The sequence below is a fragment of the Pseudoalteromonas sp. T1lg88 genome (assembly GCF_002964765.1).
In the GTDB taxonomy this organism is placed as follows: Bacteria; Pseudomonadota; Gammaproteobacteria; order Enterobacterales; family Alteromonadaceae; genus Pseudoalteromonas.
The window spans coordinates 518,026-536,610 of record NZ_PQCF01000032.1 but is presented as its reverse complement, the minus strand read 5'-3'; the positions used below and the strand labels follow the sequence as shown (position 1 = coordinate 536,610).

The 18,585-nt window shown below is 49.9% G+C and carries 15 protein-coding genes; 4 read left to right on the top strand and 11 right to left on the bottom strand.

Going from position 1 to position 18,585, the window contains the following annotated elements:
- The first annotated feature begins 5 nt into the window (after positions 1-5).
- A complete protein-coding gene (locus C2M34_RS13980) occupies positions 6-2,171 on the top strand; it encodes a S46 family peptidase (RefSeq protein ID WP_105259113.1) in 2,166 nt (721 codons plus the stop codon).
- Between the two features lie 247 nt (positions 2,172-2,418).
- Positions 2,419-3,993, top strand: coding sequence for a BCCT family transporter (locus tag C2M34_RS13975; RefSeq protein ID WP_105259112.1), 1,575 nt, complete (start codon positions 2,419-2,421; stop codon positions 3,991-3,993).
- Between the two features lie 248 nt (positions 3,994-4,241).
- Here C2M34_RS13975 and C2M34_RS13970 read toward each other — a convergent pair whose 3' ends face one another.
- The 8 genes from C2M34_RS13970 to trhO all read right to left on the bottom strand — a co-directional run bounded on the left by C2M34_RS13970 (position 4,242) and on the right by trhO (position 13,972).
- Positions 4,242-4,943 (bottom strand): 3'-5' exonuclease, encoded by a 702-nt coding sequence (locus tag C2M34_RS13970; RefSeq protein ID WP_105259295.1) that lies wholly within the window; start codon positions 4,941-4,943, stop codon positions 4,242-4,244.
- Positions 4,944-4,945: 2 nt separating this feature from the next.
- Complete coding sequence (locus C2M34_RS13965) at positions 4,946-6,841, bottom strand: DUF294 nucleotidyltransferase-like domain-containing protein (RefSeq protein ID WP_105198912.1); 1,896 nt, start codon at positions 6,839-6,841, stop codon at positions 4,946-4,948.
- A gap of 89 nt (positions 6,842-6,930) precedes the next feature.
- Positions 6,931-10,017 carry an efflux RND transporter permease subunit gene (locus C2M34_RS13960; RefSeq protein WP_105259111.1) on the bottom strand — a complete coding sequence of 1,029 codons (3,087 nt, stop codon included), beginning with the start codon at positions 10,015-10,017 and terminating at the stop codon, positions 6,931-6,933.
- A gap of 3 nt (positions 10,018-10,020) precedes the next feature.
- Positions 10,021-10,989, bottom strand: coding sequence for an efflux RND transporter periplasmic adaptor subunit (locus tag C2M34_RS13955; protein WP_105259110.1), 969 nt, complete (start codon positions 10,987-10,989; stop codon positions 10,021-10,023).
- A 367-nt stretch (positions 10,990-11,356) separates the two neighbouring features.
- Complete coding sequence (locus C2M34_RS13950; RefSeq protein WP_234398823.1) at positions 11,357-11,578, bottom strand: hypothetical protein; 222 nt, start codon at positions 11,576-11,578, stop codon at positions 11,357-11,359.
- 107 nt (positions 11,579-11,685) lie between these two features.
- Positions 11,686-12,456: a serine hydrolase domain-containing protein gene (locus C2M34_RS13945; RefSeq protein ID WP_199878803.1), complete on the bottom strand. Its 771-nt coding sequence runs from the start codon at positions 12,454-12,456 to the stop codon at positions 11,686-11,688.
- The gene (locus C2M34_RS16010; protein WP_199878802.1) at positions 12,411-12,836 is read right to left on the bottom strand and encodes a serine hydrolase domain-containing protein; all 426 of its coding nucleotides are present in this window, start codon (positions 12,834-12,836) and stop codon (positions 12,411-12,413) included. The genes C2M34_RS13945 and C2M34_RS16010 overlap by 46 nt, the downstream gene beginning before the upstream one ends.
- A gap of 149 nt (positions 12,837-12,985) precedes the next feature.
- Positions 12,986-13,972 (bottom strand): oxygen-dependent tRNA uridine(34) hydroxylase TrhO, encoded by a 987-nt coding sequence (gene trhO / locus C2M34_RS13940; protein WP_105259109.1) that lies wholly within the window; start codon positions 13,970-13,972, stop codon positions 12,986-12,988.
- A gap of 167 nt (positions 13,973-14,139) precedes the next feature.
- On the opposite strand from trhO, the gene C2M34_RS13935 reads away from it, so the two are divergent.
- Together C2M34_RS13935 and C2M34_RS13930 are read left to right on the top strand one after the other, a co-directional pair.
- The gene (locus C2M34_RS13935; RefSeq protein ID WP_105259108.1) at positions 14,140-15,489 is read left to right on the top strand and encodes a DEAD/DEAH box helicase; all 1,350 of its coding nucleotides are present in this window, start codon (positions 14,140-14,142) and stop codon (positions 15,487-15,489) included.
- Positions 15,489-16,328: a CvfB family protein gene (locus tag C2M34_RS13930; protein ID WP_105198905.1), complete on the top strand. Its 840-nt coding sequence runs from the start codon at positions 15,489-15,491 to the stop codon at positions 16,326-16,328. Before C2M34_RS13935 ends, C2M34_RS13930 begins: the two co-directional genes overlap by 1 nt.
- A 12-nt stretch (positions 16,329-16,340) precedes the next feature.
- On the opposite strand, the gene C2M34_RS13925 is transcribed toward C2M34_RS13930, so the two are convergent.
- From C2M34_RS13925 to lapB, 3 genes are read right to left on the bottom strand one after another with little or no spacing between them, the layout of a single operon-like run.
- Positions 16,341-16,727 (bottom strand): hypothetical protein, encoded by a 387-nt coding sequence (locus C2M34_RS13925; RefSeq protein WP_105198904.1) that lies wholly within the window; start codon positions 16,725-16,727, stop codon positions 16,341-16,343.
- A gap of 1 nt (position 16,728) precedes the next feature.
- On the bottom strand, positions 16,729-17,436 hold the full coding sequence (gene pyrF, locus C2M34_RS13920) for an orotidine-5'-phosphate decarboxylase (RefSeq protein WP_105198903.1): 708 nt from the start codon (positions 17,434-17,436) through the stop codon (positions 16,729-16,731).
- An 11-nt stretch (positions 17,437-17,447) separates the two neighbouring features.
- Positions 17,448-18,584, bottom strand: a complete 1,137-nt coding sequence (gene lapB, locus C2M34_RS13915) for a lipopolysaccharide assembly protein LapB (RefSeq protein WP_105198902.1) — start codon at positions 18,582-18,584, stop codon at positions 17,448-17,450.
- Position 18,585: the final 1 nt, after the last annotated feature.

The window sequence follows — 18,585 nt, the reverse complement described above, 5'->3', positions numbered from 1 at the left end:
AAACTATGCGTTTATCTCTTATTGGCGCCGCGATTTTAGCGACGACCATAAACTCAGCCCTTGCCGACGAAGGCATGTGGCAGCCGCATCAATTACCGCAGCTAGAGTCGGTATTAAAGGAAAAAGGCCTGGAAATCGACCCTAAAAACATTTCTAAGCTGACCGAATTCCCAATGAACGCTGTGATTAGCCTGGGTGGCTGTACGGCTTCTTTTGTCTCTCCTAAGGGCCTGGTTGTTACTAACCACCACTGCGCCTACGGATCTATTCAGTACAATTCGTCGCCGGAGAATAATATTCTGCAAAATGGCTTCCTGGCAAAAACCTATGGCGAAGAGCTGCCGGCCTCTCCGGGCTCACGTGTTTATGTGACCGAAGAAGTAACCAATGTCACCGACAAGGTTAACGCCCAGCTCAACGACTCTATGGATGGAAACGCGCGCTACAAGGCCATTGAGCAAGCCCAAAAATCTTTGGTTGCCGAGTGTGAGCAAGGCGGTGGCTACCGCTGTACTGTGTATAGCTTCCACGGCGGTTTAGAGTATTACCTGATCAAGTCTTTGGAAATCCAGGACGTACGTTTGGTTTACAACCCGGCACAGGGGATAGGTAAATACGGCGGCGATATTGATAACTGGATGTGGCCACGCCACACTGGCGACTATTCTTTCTACCGCGCCTATGTAGGTAAAGACGGCAAGCCGGCGCCTTTCAGTGAAGAGAATGTGCCCTTTAGCTCGGATTCATTCCTAAAGGTCAGCGCCAAAGGCGTTAAAGAAGGTGACTTCGTTATGGTTACCGGCTACCCAGGTCGCACCAACCGCTATCGCACCAATGCCGAGGTAGAGCATCAATTTACCGAGGTGTACCCTAAAGCCAAGGCCTACCGTGAACAGTCCATGGATATCATCAAGGCCACCGCCGAAGAAGGCTCAAAAGCGCGTATCGCCTATGAAAGCACGCTGGCGAGTCTGGCCAACTATGCGAAAAACTACGGCGGCATGGTTAACTCGTATCAAAAAACCGATATGCAGGAGCGCAAAGATAAACTGGCCACCGAGTTGGCAAGCTGGATCAATGCTGATAAAGCACGTAAAAAACAATACGCTCATGTGCTTAAAGAGCTTGATAGCTTGATTGCCAAGTCACAGGCCAGCAGCGAACTGGATTTAATCCTGGGTTATTTAAACCGCAGCGCCATGATGTCGACGGCAAGCCGCTTGTACCGTCTTGCTAACGAGCAACAGCTGCCTGATGCCCAGCGTGAACCCGGCTATCAAGAGCGTGATATGACCCGCTTCAAAGCCGGTATGACCAGCCTGTCGCGTCGCTATGACGATGAGGTAGATATGGCGCTAATGGCCCACTTTGTTGATCTTTACGCCCAACTAGAGCCGCAACAACGCGTTGCATCTCTGGATAAGGCACTTGGCTTAGACAAGGGCTACAGCAAGGAAAAAATGGCTAAGACCCTGGCCGCCATGTATAAAAACACCGAGCTTAACGATGAGCAAGTACGTTTGGCCTGGATGGATAAGTCGGTTACCGAGTTTAAACAAAGCGATGATGCCTTTATTAAACTGGCAGTTGCCACCTATGAGCAAATGCGTGAGCGTGAGCTAGAAGACAAGGCGCTAACCGGTGAGCTTAATAAAATTCGCCCACAATATATGGCCGCGATTATTGCTTACAACCAGGAACAAGGCCTGCCTGTGTATGCCGATGCCAACAGCACGTTACGTGTAACCTATGGCTCGGTTGAGGGCTACAGCCCGCGTGACGCCTTGACCTATACGCCGTTTACTACCCTTGAAGGGATCACCGAGAAATACACGGGTGTGGCACCTTTTGATGCGCCAGCAGCACAAATGGAGCAAATTACCGCCAAAAACTACGGTAGCTACGAGATGTCCAGTCTGGGTTCGGTGCCGGTTAACTTCCTAAGTACAGTAGATACCACAGGTGGTAACTCTGGCTCGCCAACGCTTAACGGTAATGCCGAGCTGGTGGGTTTATTGTTCGACGGTGTGAGCGAGAGCATCATCGGCGACTGGGACTATGACGCTAACTTAAATCGTTCGATTCATGTCGACAGCCGCTATATGTTGTGGGTTATGCGCTATGTCGATAAGGCCGATAACCTGCTTAATGAAATGGTGATAGTGAAATAAACTAATTCCACCGCGAATTATTCCATATAATTTAAAGCGCCACCCGGCGCTTTTTTTATGCGCATAAAAAATACAAAAACCACCTCATTTATGGCATTTATCGCGCTGACAATTTACATTTATATTTTAATCCCTAAACTATTGTACATATGAAGGGGTCTAATTTAGTTAGTCTACAAATCATTGATTTACGTGGACTCACTCAACTAGGCCTTGGCTCTAATGGGTTTAACAACTAGAGGTAGGCATGAGTGAACATCATGACAAGTACAGTATAGAAAATACCGATTACACCGTCGGCCAGGATAATGTGCAAAAGTGGGGGTTTGATGTTCATAACCCTGTTTTCGGCATTAGCGCAGGCCTTATCATCATCTTTTTGGTAGCTATTCTGGTTACCGATCCAGCCACCGCGAAAAAGGCCCTGGACGGCCTCAAATGGGACATCATAGGTAATTTTGATGTGTTATTTATGTGGGCGGCCAACCTCTTTGTGCTCTTTTGTTTGGCCTTGATCGTCTCCCCTTACGGTAAAATTAAACTCGGCGGAGAGTCGGCAACGCCTTCACACTCGCGCATTTCCTGGCTGGCCATGCTTTTTGCCGCCGGCATGGGGATAGGCCTGATGTTCTGGGGCGTAGCCGAGCCGGTGGCTTATTACACGGGTTGGTACGAAACACCGCTAGGCGTCGAAGCCAATACTCCAGAGGCGGCGAAGACCGCTATGGGCGCTACCATGTTCCACTGGGGCCTGCATCCTTGGGCCATCTATGCTGTGGTTGCACTATCGCTGGCCTTTTTCTCCTATAACAAAGGCTTGCCGCTGTCGATTCGCTCTATCTTCTACCCAATTTTAGGCGACCGCGCCTGGGGATGGCCCGGCCATATAATCGACATTCTTGCGGTACTGGCGACGCTATTTGGTTTAGCTACTTCTCTGGGTTTAGGTGCGCAGCAAGCCTCTGCCGGCTTTAATCATGTCTTTGGGACCGACGGTGGTGTTGGTTTGCAAATTGGCGTGATCATTGGTGTTACCCTGCTGGCCATTATCTCGGTGGTGCGCGGCATCGAAGGCGGGGTAAAGGTATTAAGTAACGTCAATATGATACTCGCCTTTGCGCTCTTGTTATTTGTTGCTCTAGTTGGCTTTGCTGCCGCCATGGGCAACTTACCGAACACCCTGCTTGGCTATATCGAAAATGTTATTCCTTTGAGTAACCCGCATGGCCGTGAGGACGAAACCTGGATGCACGGCTGGACCGTATTCTATTGGGCCTGGTGGATTTCATGGTCACCTTTTGTTGGCATGTTTATCGCCCGTGTATCCAAAGGCCGCACCATTCGCGAGTTCCTCATTGCTGTCTTGCTTATCCCGACCTTAGTGACCGCGCTTTGGATGTCAATTTATGGCGGTATCGCCATAGATCAAGTGGCCTCAGGCCTGGGATCCTTAGGTGAAAAAGGCCTGACCGAGGTGCCGCTGGCCATGTTCCAAATGTTTGAACAGCTGCCTATGGCCAAGGTGCTCTCCTTTATCGCCATAGTGTTGGTACTGGTGTTCTTTATCACCTCTTCCGACTCGGGCTCCTTGGTTATCGACTCGATCACCGCCGGTGGTAAAGTGGATGCGCCGGTACCACAAAGGGTCTTTTGGGCCTCTATCGAAGGCGCGATTGCCGCAGCCTTGCTTTGGATTGGTGGTAAAGAAGCCATGGAGGCACTGCAAGCTGGCGCCGTTTCCACCGGCCTGCCCTTCACCATAGTGCTGTTGCTGATGTGTGTGAGCTTGATTTTAGGTTTGCGCACCGAGCCCAGACCTTAAACCTGGGATTTGGAAATTATACAAAACGCCGCATCAGCGGCGTTTTTTTAACCTGAGGCTTGGATAAGGGATGAGCTAACTTATTGTTTTTAAATACTTACTATAAATTACCCCTTGTCTAGCCAGAGAGTTTTAGGGATAACCAGGCGAATTGATGCACCAATAGCTGGCTATTGGAAGTGAATTCAACGCAGTTAGCGCCAAAACTGGCTGCTAGAAAAGCATTCGCTATCCGAAGTTCAGGTTTTTTACATCCACAGCTGGTTGAGCTGGGTGTCAATGCGATAATGATAGCGCAACTGGGCTTGCAATAATTCGGCGGTAGCCAAGGCGTCTATCATGGCATTATGCACACCATAAGGAGGCAAGTTATAGCGGGCACGACAATCAGATAGACGCAATGAGCCAATTTTCTCACCCAGTAAACGGCCGATAAAGCCGCGGCGCGCCTGTAACGCCTGGCGCTCTATGGCCATGGTATCAATGAGCGCAAATTCAATGCCTTCGTTGATGCGTCGTAACAGGCTGTTGGCCAAAAATGGCCGCTCTATGGCACGGTAATGCACCACCACCACCTTTCCTGCTATAGCCGCCAACAAGGGTTCAAGTACCTTGCTTAAGTCCGGCGCATCTTCAACTTCGGAATGGGTAATGCCGTGGATCACTATGGACTGCTCAGCCAAATTTCGTTTGGGTTGCACCAACCAGTGACGGGCCTGCCGGCAATAAATGCGCTGCCAGGTAAAGGGCACCAGACCAATGCTGACAATTTCATCGCCGGCGCTGTCGAGCCCGGTGGTTTCAAAGTCCAGAGCCACAAACTGCGCCTCGCCCAGGGTCTGCTCACCGCTCGCGATGCCGGCTCGATAAAATTGCTGTAACTGGGGATGTTGAGCTTTATTGGCCAGCTGCTGGTAGCGTGCTGGCCAGTCTATGAGGTGATCTGACAACACTAGTTCAACCCATTACCTGTTTGATAACGGAACTTAAGAAAGCTTTGTGCCTTTTCTAAGATGGCAAAGGCTTCTTTTAAATTACGCTGCTCGAATGGCGATAACAAATTCGGATCCAGGTTGTTGTCCGGGTTTTCACCCTGCTCGATTTGCCAAGCCTGATGGCGAATGCGCATCATGGCAATATACTCCAGGGCATCGCGAAGATCCTGGGCCTTGCCCGGCGGCAATAGCTTGGCATCGATAATGTCTTCCAGGCGCTCAAACGAATTTTGCTTACGCGAGCCAACCGCCAGGGCATGCACACGAATAACATCCGATAATGGCGCCGTACCGCGACGTTTTAGGTTCATGGAATGCTTGTGCTCGCCGTCGTGTTCTAACACAAAGCCCTTAAAAAAGCCCAGCGGCGGCGTACGGTTACGGGCATTGGCCGCCAGGTTTGCCAAGAATTTACGATTGGCCCGCCCTTCCTTGGCGATATAAGATTTAAGCTCTTCCGCCCACTTGGTTTTGCCCCACACACCATCCAAATCGAAAAAGATTGAACTGTGTAACAGGGCTTGCGGCTTGGGCTCGGCAATCCAGGTGGCGAATTGCTCGCGCCATTGACTGCGGGTAAGACGCCATTTTTTAAACGACGCCATGATCTCGCCATCGCAATAGGTATAGCCACACGCCGCCAAACCATCACAGACAAAATCTGACAGCGCCTGAAAGTAAGCGTCATGCTCCTGCTCGTTAAAGCTATCGTCAAGAATAATGGCGTTATCCTGATCCGTAACTATGAGTTGCTCGTCCCGGGCCATGGAACCCAGGGCGATAAAACAATAAGGAACCGGCGGCGGCCCCAGCTTTTCCTCAGCCAGGGCCAGCAGTCGCTGTTTAAAGGTGCGGCCGATCACCGCCATGGCCGTACCTATCATATGCGAATTAGCATCTTCGTTGACCATGCGCACAAAGACATTGGGCAGCTGCTTGGCAAAATGAGTGAGATCGTCCACCGTTTGCTGGGCAAGAATTCCACGCACCAACAGCAGGCTGCTTTGCGACTCGTAACGCAAAATGTCCGATAAGGAGATCACGCCAATGGGCTTGCGCTTATGCAAAATAGGCAAGTGATGAACATTGTCCCTGAGCATGGCCAGCACCGCCTCAAACACATAATCATTGGCATCGAGTAAGGTAAGATTAGTGGACATCACCTCATGGGCCGGCGTGACCAGGCTTTTCCCCAGCGCCACCACCTGAGAGCGAATATCCCTGTCTGTGATAATCCCCACCACCTGACCGTCGTCTTCTTCTGGGTCATCGCTAATGGGCTTGTTGGGATCGGTAACCAAGACACTGGAGATATGCTCATCGCTCATCAGCAGAGCCACCTCCTGAATACTGGCATCGGCGGAGACGGTCACAACGTCCCTGTGTAACAAGGCCTTAACCTTAGCGGTGGTTAAATCATTGCTGTCGGCTTGCTCGACTATGGCCTGGTGTAAGCGCACATTGCCATCGGCCTCAAAGTAATCGGCAAAAACCTCGAATTTATCGCAGTATTCGGTAAATAGTTCCACATCGATGCAATAAACCAGGGTGTCTTCTATGGCGGTCACTGGAAAACGCACCTTGCGATTCATCAGCAGTCCCATCTGCCCAAAAATACCGCCGCTGTCCATACGGTTGTAAAGCTCACCACTGCGCCGGTAGGATTCCACCGCGCCGGAGCGAATGACATAGAGGTCGGCAATATCGTCGCCATAGTAAAGAATATCCGTACCGGCACGGAAATAAGCGACTTCGACTTGTTGCGCAAGATGGGCTAAGGCATCTTCGGGGAGCTCGTCAAAGGGTGAATGACTAGTGAGAAATTGAGCTATCTCAAGCTGCTCTGCCTGCATAGTGCATCCTTTAATCTGCGGCTAATAGGCTGAAGCTTAATATAAATTGGGGTAAAAAAAAATGTCCGCGATATTCGCGGACATTCAGATCAGGAGGCTTGCTCAAGCTCGGCGGCGAGTTGTTTACTTTCATCCGCCCTTGGCTTAGTAAAGCGTGCCAGGCCTAAATACACCACAGGGGTGAGGAATAAGGTAAAGAGTACCGCCAGGGCCAAGCCACCGAAAACAACCCAACCGATGGCGCTACGGGCTTCGGCGCCGGCACCGGTAGAGAGAATCAATGGCAAGGCTCCGAGCAAGGTGGAAACCAAGGTCATGGTTATTGGGCGCAGGCGCACCAGAGCTGCCCGCTCAACCGCTTCACGCACCTGGTAGCCTTTATCTCTTAGCTGGTCGGCAAATTCCACCAGCAAGATGGCGTTTTTGGCGATAAGGCCAATCAACATCACCAGACCGATTTGCGAGAAAATATTGAGCGAGGTACCGGTGAGATACAAGGCCAAAATTGCCGAACTAATGCCAAAGGGCACAGTGATCATCACCACCACGGCGCTATTGACGCTCTCAAACTGAGCCGCCAACACCAAAAGCACTATGACAAAAGCCAGCACATAGGTCAGCACCACCTCATTGGCGGTTTCCTCAAAGGTGAGCGCTTCTCCTTTAAAGGCCAGAGTTACGCTGCTGGGCAAGGTGTTTTCACCAATATCACGGAGCTGATCAACCAGATCACTCATGGCCATATCCGCTGGCAACTGCATATCCACTTCGATGGCGCGGCGCTGGGCATGGCGTCCTAACTCCGCAGCCACGCCTTCTTCACTGATGGTGGCCACCGAGCTTAGCGGTACCAGTTGACCATTGCCACTACCCACATAGAGGTTGGCCAGATCGCTTGGCGAATTGATGGTGCGGTTCTGTGCCTGCAACATAATAGGAATGGATTGGTCGCCAACGTTCAAGTCAGCTACATCGTCGCCGTTGATGGCGGCACGCAGGGTTACGGCGATATCACTTAGCTCTACGCCTAACTCCTGAGCGCGGCGGCGATCGATATTCACTCTGAGCTGCGGCTGCGACGGCTGATAAGAAATACGCACCGGCGCCACCTCAGGAATGGCCTGCTCTACCGCCTTGACATAATCCTGGGCCGCAGCATAGATAAGCTTGTAGTCCTGACCTAACAAGGCCAACTCAACGCCACCACCTTGACCGCGTAAGTTCAGACTGTTTGAGCCAAATGCCCGCGCCGGAGCGCCGGGAATATCCCCTAAGGGGGCCCGCAGCTTGTTGATAATTTCCTGTTGGCTGAAATGGCGCTCGTCCCAATGCTTCAGCGGCACGGTAATAAAGACAATATTCGGATCCCATTGCCCCACCACGGTATAGATGGACTCGATCTCACCACTTTGCACATAAGGGAGAAGCACGTCTTCCATCTGTTTCGCCTGACGGTCCATAAAGTTCAGACCAACGCCATCCGGGCCACGGGCAAAGATACGTATTTTACCCCTGTCCTCAGACGGCAGAAGTTCATTATCAAGCTGTAAATACAGGGCTCCTGAGCCAGCGGCGACAAGCAGGGAAACGGCAAAGGTCGCCCAGGCATGGTCTAACACCTTCCTAATGCACCACTGATAAGCACCCGCCAATCGATTACCCAATTTAGCAAAAGGATGACGGCCACCGGATTTTGGCTTTAATTTTGAGGTTAAGGCCGGGACCAAAGATAAGGCGACAAAGCTGGAGATGATCACGGCCCCAGCCAGCACACCACCGAATTCACGGAATAAGCGCCCGGCGGTAGAAGGCAAAAAGGCGATGGGCACAAACACGGCGGCCAATACGGCCGTGGTGGCAACCACGGCAAAGAATACTTCCCGCGTGCCTACCACAGCCGCAGCGCGGCGGCCAAAGCCCATGCTGCGCTGACGCTGGATGTTTTCGCTCACAACTATGGCATCATCAACAATCAGGCCTGTGGCCAGTACCAGGGCCAGCAGGGTAAGAATATTGATTGAAAAGCCCAGCGCCCAAATAAGAGCAAGTGAACCGATAAGCGCCACCGGAATGGCAAAAGCAGGTACCAGGGTTGCCCGCCATGAGCCGATAAAGACCCACAGGGTGATCACCACCAGCACTATGGTCAGCACCAGGGAGTTAAGCACCTCATCCACCGAGCTGCGAATAAACTGAGCATCGTCCGAAGTCAGGGTAAATTCCATTTGCGGAAAACGCTCGCGCATGCGCTCAAGCAACAAGAGAACTTCATCGGAAATTTCTATGGTATTGGACTGAGCCTGACGAATGACTTCCATGCCGATCACCGGCTTGCCGTCTAAACGCACCATGGAGCGCGGATCGGCGGGGCCGAAATAAACGGCAGCAATATCGGCAATACGGGTATCGCCGCGGACTATGATGTCCCCTACCTGCTCGGCACTGACAGAGGTGGCATCGGCACGTACGATAAGCTGTTGGTCATCGGATTTTAAGCTGCCCGCTGGCACATCAAAAGGCGCCTGGCGCAGCGCCGCCGCCACATCCGGGATAGTAAGGTTAAAGCTGCTTAGCTTTAAGGGATCGATGCGCACCCGCATCACCCGCTCACGGTCGCCGTTAAGGCGCACGTCGGCAACGCCGGGTATGGTCAAAAACTGCGGCGCCAAGTCGGTTTCCACGCGCTCGGTGAGCGCTTCCAAGGACAGGGTTTCGCTGCTTACAGTCAGAGACACCACGGCTTCGGCATCATTATCGGCCTTGATAATGGACACCCGCTCTACCTCTTCTGGCAACTCTCTTTGTACCCGGGATACTGATTCCCGGGTTTCATTGGCGGCATCGTCGAGATTGATACCTGGGCGAAACTCAACACTGATACGGGCACTGCCCTCTTCACTTTGGGCGCGAATAGACTTAACACCACTGACGCGGGCCACGGCGCCCTCAAGTTTACTGGTGACTTCTGTGTCTACGGTTTCCGGTGAGCCACCTGGGAATGAGGCAGAAACGGTAATGCGTGGACGGTCGACATCCGGCAACTCCCGTACCTCAACGCCAGCAATGGCGGCGATACCGGCAATGATGATCAGCAGGTTCAATACCACTATCAGCACAGGCCGGCGTATCGCCATTGAAGGCAAGTCTTGAATTTGCGTATTAATTTGCTCGCTCATGGCTTAATTCCTCTCCGCCAACTGAGTCTGCTCAAACTTTACGCTTTGATTGACGCGTAAACGCTGCACGCCTTCAACTATCAGTAGCTCGCCTTCATCTAGGGCACCGCTGACCAAGAGACGTCCGGAAAGGCGCTGGGCAATTTTCACATCCACTCGAGTGGCTACATTATCCACGCTTTTCCATACATAAGGGCCGGTTGCGCCCCAAAGTAGCGCCGCTTCGGGCACCACGGCATAGGCGTCGCCCTGCATACTTAAACGCACACGAAAGCTCATACCAGGAATATAAAGCGCGTCGGAATTATTTATCTGAGCTTTAACCCTAAGAGTGCGCGAGTCAGCATCGATACGTGAATCAAGCTGCGCGATTTTCGCTGTAATCGCCTCTTGTTGCTGCCAAGGCTGTACGCTCACTTCAGCGCCGGCTCTGAGCATGGTCAGGGCCGCCTCAGGAGCGTTGAAATTGATATACAAGGAAGTGATGTCATCTATGCTGGCAATGGCGGTTTGCGCGCTGATGCGGTCACCCACCTCGACATCGGTAAGCCCCATCACGCCGGCAAAAGGCGCGCGCACCTGACGGTCTTCAAGCTCGGCTTGGGCCTTAGTCAGCGCGACCTTGGCCAGATCCCGTGCAGTTAACGCATTGTCTCTGTCACTTTTAGGAATGGCGCCCTTGGCAAAGCTGTTTTGCAAACGCTCCAGGGTGCGCTCGGCATCGGCCAAACGGATTTTGGCCTCTTCCAACGCCGCGCGCTGCAAGCGTGAGTCCAGCTCAAGCAAAAGCGCTCCGGATTCGACCTTTTGTCCCGGCGTAAAGTGAACCCCTGTCACCCTATCGCCCACGGCCGGATACAAGACCACTGAATGAATGGCCTCGGCACTGCCGACCGCCTGAACCTCTTGCTGTGAGTGCTCTAAACTCACATTTTCCACCACTACTTTGGTGGCCTTAGCGAGCGCTGGCATAGTGATTATTAAACTACAAATAATTGCACTGAAAAGCTGTCGCAAACTGAACCTTCCTTCTTGTTATATACCAACTCATGTCGGCTATTAGGGTAATTATCCTGTTGTGTGAGTGTAACAGCTCGTCGCTCTGAGACTCTTCCTAGCTTCGGTCAATTCCCGATATAGCGCGACTAGTTACATTAACGCATTACAGATACGTACTAATTAATAGCATTAGATCACAAATCATCGGCCTTGAAAGCCGGTTTTACATATCTTTACTTTCGCTGAACCGCGCTCGCATAATTGAGGGAGGAAATGGATTTGCACCCGCTTCCGGGAAAAGAATATTAAAAAAGGGGTCACATACCCCTCTATCTAATCATTACATTTTTTTGGTCAGTAACACCCCATCGACAACCATTTGGTACTGACCATCGACCTCCTGAGGCGGCTGCGTTACCGAAAAGCGGGTATTGATAAATCCAAAGCCAACGATAAAGTCATCGCCTTCAAACTCTTGTAAAGTCGCGTTTATGGAGGTTGTGCCACCATTTTTAAGTCGTTTATAATCGACCGTGCCATCGGCGAGTATCAGTAACCTCATCTCAGGACTTTCCCATACACCTACATAAGCTTGCCTATCCGAAGGTACTGGCTTGCTACATCCAAATAGCAGCAGGGCTAAAAACGCAATCATGAGTCCTTTTTTCACTATTTATCTTCCTTTTTGTTTAATACTTCATTAAATACCTTGTCCCTAATCGCTTTATAAGCGCTGAAAACATTGTCGTTAGAGACATCATTGCACATCAATGCAAATGACAATTTTAATTGCGGATATCGTGCAAAATAGGTGGTAGTTCCAAGCCACCCCCCAGAGTGAGCAAACTCCCTGTACCCTTTAAATTCACTGATAAACTGACCATTGGCATAGCTCGATGCAGCTGAGGGACCAATATTGGAGTTAGGCGTGTTCATCATGGCTATCAACTGTTCTGGATCCTGACCCAAGCTTGGCGTAGTAAATTGATTATTCCAGATTAATAAATCGTCTAGAGTGGTCTGCAGGCCACCATCCCCGACCCAGAATAGATTGGTCATGTCGGTTACATAGGTACCGTCAGGCTCTTTTTTGTAACCCGAAGCTCGGTTTTTTACCACCTCGACGGGGTTATCACTAAAAAAAGTGTGTTTCATTCCCAAAGGGGTAAACATCTGCTCTGAAGAAAACTGCCGCAGTGATTTGCCAGAAACCTTTTCGACGAGCATAGAAAGAAGAAAATAAGCCAGGTTCGAATATTTGAATTCCTTGCCGGGTTCCTGCGCTAACGGTACGGTTTTTACGACATTATAGAATTCATCAATGGTTAGATAATCTTCATTACCGAGACGAAATTGCCCTCCGGCCGCGGATCTTAACTCTATTGCCTTATCACTTACTTCCCCTTCATAGGAAGGCGCAATAAGGTCATAATCTCCCATTCCTGCGGTGGCCCTAACATTTGGCGAATACTGACCTTGCTTTGATACTCCCTTAGCGCTGGCAGATAAGTTCGAATGTCTTGATCTAAGTCGATCTTTCCTTGCTGAACCAAGAGCAACACGGCCATAGCAGTAAACTGTTTAGAAACCGATGCCATTCGGTGAACCTGGTTGCCATCCAAGGGAACGTCTAACTCGAGATTAGCCAATCCATATCCGCGTTTGTGAATAAATTGGCCCTGATGACTTATTCCTAAATTACATCCTGGTGCGTCCTTGTCGATAGCAGCGTCCATGATGCTATCAATCTCTGAGCTAAGCGACGCGCTAGCAGTGTTTAAATTGAATGCAAGTAATATGGCAAGTGGCGCGCGTTTCATATCATCCCTCTACCGACAATGCGGTTTAATCTATTGCCAACAGAAGCTACTAACCTTCTGTTAATACGGATCCTTTTCGTAAACTCTAAGCCTTAGCCATAAAAAAAGGAAGCGATAGTCGCTTCCTTTTTTAAGTATATAAAATTAAATTATTTATTTGCTGCGCGCTGTTGGTCTTTAAGCTGCTGCTTTAGCTCTTTGCGCTTATGCAGCATTTCCTGGGCTTCATGACCAATATGGCCTTCGCCACGCTCTTTGGCCAGCTCGATTTGCTTTTGACGCTCAGCAAAACGGGCACGCTGCTCATCGCTGACATTTTCGTGGCAGTGGTGGCAAGAAACCCCCTGCATATATTCCGGCTTTTGCTTGTCATCTTCGGTGATAGGCATGCGACAGGCATGGCATTGGTCGTATTGACCCTTGTTCAGGTCGTGATCAACGGCTACGCGGTTATCGAATACAAAACACTCACCCTGCCACATGGTTTCTTCTTTCGGCACTTCTTCCAAGTACTTTAAGATACCGCCTTCAAGGTGATACACCTCTTCAAAGCCCTGTTCTTTCATATAGGCGGTGGACTTTTCACAGCGGATACCACCGGTACAGAACATGGCGACCTTTTTATGCTTTTTCGGGTCAAGGTTTTGCTCGGCCCAGGCTGGGAACTCGCGGAAGGTCTTGGTTTTAGGGTCAACCGCGTTCTCAAAGGTACCGATTTGGATTTCATAATCGTTACGGGTATCTACCAATACCACATCAGGGTCGCTGATCAGGGCGTTCCAGTCTTTCGGCTTCACATAAGTGCCCACCACTTCACGCGGGTCGATACCTTCAACACCCATGGTAACGATTTCTTTTTTCAGCTTTACCTTGGTGCGGTAGAAAGGACATTCATCATCAAAAGATTCTTTAGAAACGATATTGTCCAGGTTCGGTTGCTTATCTAGCCAGGCCAGTAAGGCATCGATACCTTCGCGCTTACCGGCGACCGTACCGTTAATACCTTCGTTGGCAAGCAATAATGTACCGCGTACATCATTGGCCAGCATCACATCAAGAAGAGGTTGACGAATTTGTTCAAAATTAGGAAGCGCGACAAACTTATAAAGCGCACACACGACGTATTGTTGTGACATTAATATACCTATTTATTTGCTTTTAACTCTACCGAATCGTAAATCCGGCGCATTAGGGAGGCGTATTTTACCCATAATGGCTGAAAACGCAAAATTAGCTGCCAGAGGGCCGTCGCAATACGTTATAATAGCGCTGTATTAACTGTATTTTTTGTTGGAGAGTGAATTTGCAATTCAGTGATTTGGGTATCGATACGCGCCTGTGTGCACAAATAACGCACCAGGGCATTACCACACCTACCGATATTCAAGCCCAAGCTATTCCCTTGGCGTTGGCCGGGTACGACTTATTTGCGCAATCAAAAACCGGCTCGGGCAAGACCTTGGCGTTTTTGTTACCTGCGGTACAAAGGGTGATTAAGCAAAAGGCCTTATCAAAGCGCGACCCTCGGGTGTTGATCGTTACTCCTACCCGTGAACTTGCGACCCAAGTCTATACCCAACTGCGTTTGCTGATTGCCGGCACCGCCCTGAGCGCCGTAAAAGTGCTCGGCGGTGAGAATTATAACGATCAGGTGAAAGCACTGCGCAAAGACCCGCATTTTGTTGTTGGCACCCCGGGACGTATTGCCGATCACCTCGAAGACCGCTCTTTACACTTGGCCGGTCTGGAAATGCTGATTTTCGATGAGGCTGACCGTATTCTTGATTTAGGCTTTAGTGAGCAAGTCGAACTTATCAATAAAAGCGCCGACCACCGCCTGCGCCAGAGTCTGTTGTTTTCGGCTACCTTAGAGCACGCTCAAGTAGGTGCCCTATCGCGCAATTTATTGAAAAACCCTAAGGGTGTAAGCATCAGCGCCGCCACCGACGAGCATGGTGATATCTCCCAACGCCTGTATTTAGCGGATCATCTCGACCATAAAGAAGCGCTGCTTGACCATCTTCTTGCCAACGAAGAAGGCTTAGGTCAGTGCATTATCTTTACCGCCACCCGCGAAGATACCCAGCGCCTGTGTGATAAAATCAGCAAGCAAGGCTTAAAGGCCGTAGCGCTTGAGGGTACCCTGGCACAAAATAAGCGCCTGGATATCATGGATAGTTTCAGCCGTGGCCTTTACCAAGTGCTTATCACCACAGATGTCGCCTCGCGCGGGCTGGATCTTTTAAATGTGACCCATGTTATTAATTTCGATTTACCGAAAAACGCCGAAGAATACATCCACCGCATAGGTCGTACCGGTCGCGCCGGATTTAAGGGCTCAGCCATTTCCCTGGTAGGCCCGAAAGACTGGCAAAGCTATTTAGCCATTAACCAGTTTATGCGCCGTCCTCTGCCTTTTAGTGAAATCGAAGGCCTGGTAGGTAAATTTAAAGGCTTTACCCAGCCTAAGCCTAAGATCAGCAAGCCTAAAAAAGCAGATAAAACGGCAGCACAAGGCAGTAAATCAGCAAAAGTTAAATCGCGTAAGGGTCCTGCCGCTAAGGCTAGAAAACCCATTGCCGCGCCATTTGACCCTAATGCCATGGGCTCACTAAAGCGTAAACCAAAACCGATGCAGGATGAGGAAGAATAATGAGTAGCTTAGGACAATGGCAAACCCTGTTTGTCGATGAAGTAGCCGGCGAAGGCCTGTATTTACACAGCCCAGACTTGGGTGAAGTATTCCTACCCGCAGAGCAGACCCCGGATGAGATTGAGCGCGGCGATAGCCTAAGCGTGTTTGTTTACCTGGATAACATGGGCCATCCAACGGCGACCCGCACTAAACCCAGAGCCCAGGTCGGTGATTTTGCCCTGCTCCAGGTAAAACAAGTGAATCAAATCGGCGCCTTTTTGGATTGGGGTCTAGAAAAAGATCTACTGGTGCCCTTTAATGAGCAAAAGCCACGCATGCAACCCGAGCGCAGCTATCTGGTAAAACTTTACCTGGATAACGCCTCAAAGCGTATTTGCGCTTCGAGCAATCTTAACAAGTTTGTTGGTCGCGCCAAGCCAAATTATAAAAACGGGGATCAGGTTGAGATCATAGTAGCGGCGAAAACCGACCTTGGTTTTAAAGTAATAGTCGATGAGCTGCACTGGGGTCTTATTTTCCACAACCGCGTGCACCGTAACCTCTTTGTCGGCCAACGCTTAAAAGCCTATGTGCAGCAGTGCCGTGAAGATGGCAAAATTGATATCCTGCTCGAAGCGCCTGGGATGGCGAAAATCGATCCTCTGAAGCAGCAGATCCTTGATGAACTTAATAATAAAGGCGGCATCTTGCCCCTAGGCGATAAGTCGACCCCGGAGGCAATTAAGCGTCAGTTTGGCACCTCAAAAGCCAACTTTAAAAAGGCCATAGGCGGCTTGTTTAAAGACGGGCTGATTGATATCGAAGCCACACAGATAAAACTAAAAACGCGACCTTAAGGTCGCGTTTTTTTATTTAATCGGCTGATAGCTTAAATCTTCATAAGGCAGGGAGCAGCGTACATAGCGCTTAGCGTAATCAACCACCTCATCTCTATCCGTTATGGTTAGTGGTGCCAGGCGAAAAACACGTTCATTACACTCGGCATGCTTGATGTCATGAAGCTGCTCACAATCACTCACCGAGCGCTCGCTTTCAAGCAACCTGCTGGAGTTGCTGTCGCAAATAGCGTACACATGTTTTGTCAGCGCGTCTTTCAAGGCAAAAAGGTCAACCTCACCCTTTCTAGCCTCGGAGAGAACTAGATTCAGCGCTGAGGCATTACTTTGAGACCTTGTGTGTTCAAGGTAATAATACCCAGCCGCCGCCAGGGCAGCGATAAACACTAAATATTTCACCTTAGTCTCCTAGACTCTCATTGATGGCTTTCAATACGGCAACCGGGTCTTCAGCCTGGGTAATTGGACGCCCTATTACCAGGTAGTCGCTGCCGCTTTCAATCGCCTGCTTTGGCGTCATAATGCGCTTTTGGTCGCCCGCATCACTGCCTGCTGGTCGGATCCCCGGCGTTACCAGTTTAAAGTCAGCACCTAAGTGTTGCTTAAGCGCTTGCGCTTCTTGCGCCGAGCACACCACACCATCAAGGCCTGCCTGCTTGGCTAACTCTGCTAAATACAATACTTGCTCTTGCGGGGTCTTTTCAATACCTAATTGTTTTAATTGCATTTCATCCATGCTGGTAAGCACGGTCACGGCAATTAACAAGGGTGCTTTATCGCCAAAAGGTACTAATATTTCCTTGGCCTTTTGCATCATTTCCACACCACCGCTGGCGTGCACGTTAACCATCCATACACCCAGTTCGGCAGCGGCTTTTACCGCTTTAGCAACCGTATTAGGAATATCGTGAAACTTTAAATCCAGGAATACATCGAAGCCCAACTCTACCAATTGCTTTACAAATTCCGGACCGAAATGAGTAAACATTTCCTTGCCAACTTTAAGGCGGCAGCTATCCGGAGATAATTGTTGTACAAATGCCAATGCCTTGGCTTTATCATCGTAATCTAAAGCGATAAGAACTTTTTTAGAGTCAACAGCGTTCATGTTTTTCCTGTTTAAAAACCATCAAGCCCACGGCTTGGTTGCATAGATTCCCAATGACGACAAGACGGACACAACCAATAATGACTGTGACTTTGAAAGCCGCAATGCTGACACTGAAAATCTGCTTTGGTATCTATGTATGATTGAATAAGTTTATCTATTGGGTTTAGCGCTTCATCAAGCTGCGCGTTTTGCCCTGCAAGTAATTGTAGCAAAAAACGAAAGCCGCGAATATTAGGTTGTTTCTTTAAACTCTTGGTGATGAACTCAACCGCTTGTTTGCGCTGCCCGGCATCAAGCAAGTGCTGGCAATAGTGAATTTTAAGACCAATACCGCCTTTATCGACCAGCTCGGCCAACAAGTGTTCAAACTGATGCTCTAGCTGCAAATGGTGGTAGCTCTTGCTTAAGCGCTCAAGCACTAAGGGGGAGCTAAAGGTAAACTGGCAAATTAAATCACGCCAATAATGAATGGCCTGCACATAATCTTCGCGCTCATAGGCCAATTGCCCAAGTTCATACAGAGGACGTACGCTCGGCTCACCCACGCCCAAAGCCTGCGACATTAGCTCAGGTGCATGATCCGCAGCACCGGCTTCACAATAAAAATTAGCTATGGCAATTTTTTGCTGACGCTGGGTAAATAGATGAGCATAACGCTGATGCAAGGCAATGCCTTTGTGCCATTCGCGGGTCTGCGAATACAAAGAAATTAGCGGCTCAAGCGCCTGAGGTCGTTTTTGCTTAATAAGAATAAGCAGGTGCTCTTCGGCACTGTCCAACAAGCCGGCGAGGATATAGTCCTGCGCCAACTCCAGGCGACAGGTAGTCAGCTGGTCCTCGTTAAGATTAGGGTGTTCAAGCAACAATTCGTGAATTTTAATGGCACGATCCAGCTCACCACGGCGACGAAACAAGGTCGCCAAAGTCAAATAATGCTCCACCGAGTCGGCGGATACTTCAAGAAGTTGAATTAGGTGCTCAAGACCCTGATCGTCTTCCCTATCGAGAAGAAACTTCAGGCCTTTGCTGTATTCTGCGGTGATTTTACGACTGTGCTGATGAGCTTGATTTTTAGCACTGTTTTTACCCATGATCCAGCCGTAACCGGCGGCTACGGGCAAGAGTAAAAACAACAGCTCCAGCATA

Excerpts from the sequence above, each read along its gene's own strand:
- C2M34_RS13945 (WP_199878803.1), bottom strand. The coding sequence starts at position 12,456 with ATGGGAGATTATGACCTTATTGCGCCTTCCTATGAAGGGGAAGTAAGT.
- lapB (WP_105198902.1), bottom strand. The coding sequence starts at position 18,584 with ATGCTGGAGCTGTTGTTTTTACTCTTGCCCGTAGCCGCCGGTTACGGC.
- pyrF (WP_105198903.1), bottom strand. The coding sequence starts at position 17,436 with ATGAACGCTGTTGACTCTAAAAAAGTTCTTATCGCTTTAGATTACGAT.
- C2M34_RS16010 (WP_199878802.1), bottom strand. The coding sequence starts at position 12,836 with ATGAAACGCGCGCCACTTGCCATATTACTTGCATTCAATTTAAACACT.
- C2M34_RS13955 (WP_105259110.1), bottom strand. The coding sequence starts at position 10,989 with ATGCCAGCGCTCGCTAAGGCCACCAAAGTAGTGGTGGAAAATGTGAGT.
- C2M34_RS13950 (WP_234398823.1), bottom strand. The coding sequence starts at position 11,578 with ATGAGGTTACTGATACTCGCCGATGGCACGGTCGATTATAAACGACTT.
- C2M34_RS13975 (WP_105259112.1), top strand. The coding sequence starts at position 2,419 with ATGAGTGAACATCATGACAAGTACAGTATAGAAAATACCGATTACACC.
- C2M34_RS13965 (WP_105198912.1), bottom strand. The coding sequence starts at position 6,841 with ATGCAGGCAGAGCAGCTTGAGATAGCTCAATTTCTCACTAGTCATTCA.
- C2M34_RS13960 (WP_105259111.1), bottom strand. The coding sequence starts at position 10,017 with ATGAGCGAGCAAATTAATACGCAAATTCAAGACTTGCCTTCAATGGCG.
- C2M34_RS13930 (WP_105198905.1), top strand. The coding sequence starts at position 15,489 with ATGAGTAGCTTAGGACAATGGCAAACCCTGTTTGTCGATGAAGTAGCC.
- C2M34_RS13980 (WP_105259113.1), top strand. The coding sequence starts at position 6 with ATGCGTTTATCTCTTATTGGCGCCGCGATTTTAGCGACGACCATAAAC.
- trhO (WP_105259109.1), bottom strand. The coding sequence starts at position 13,972 with ATGTCACAACAATACGTCGTGTGTGCGCTTTATAAGTTTGTCGCGCTT.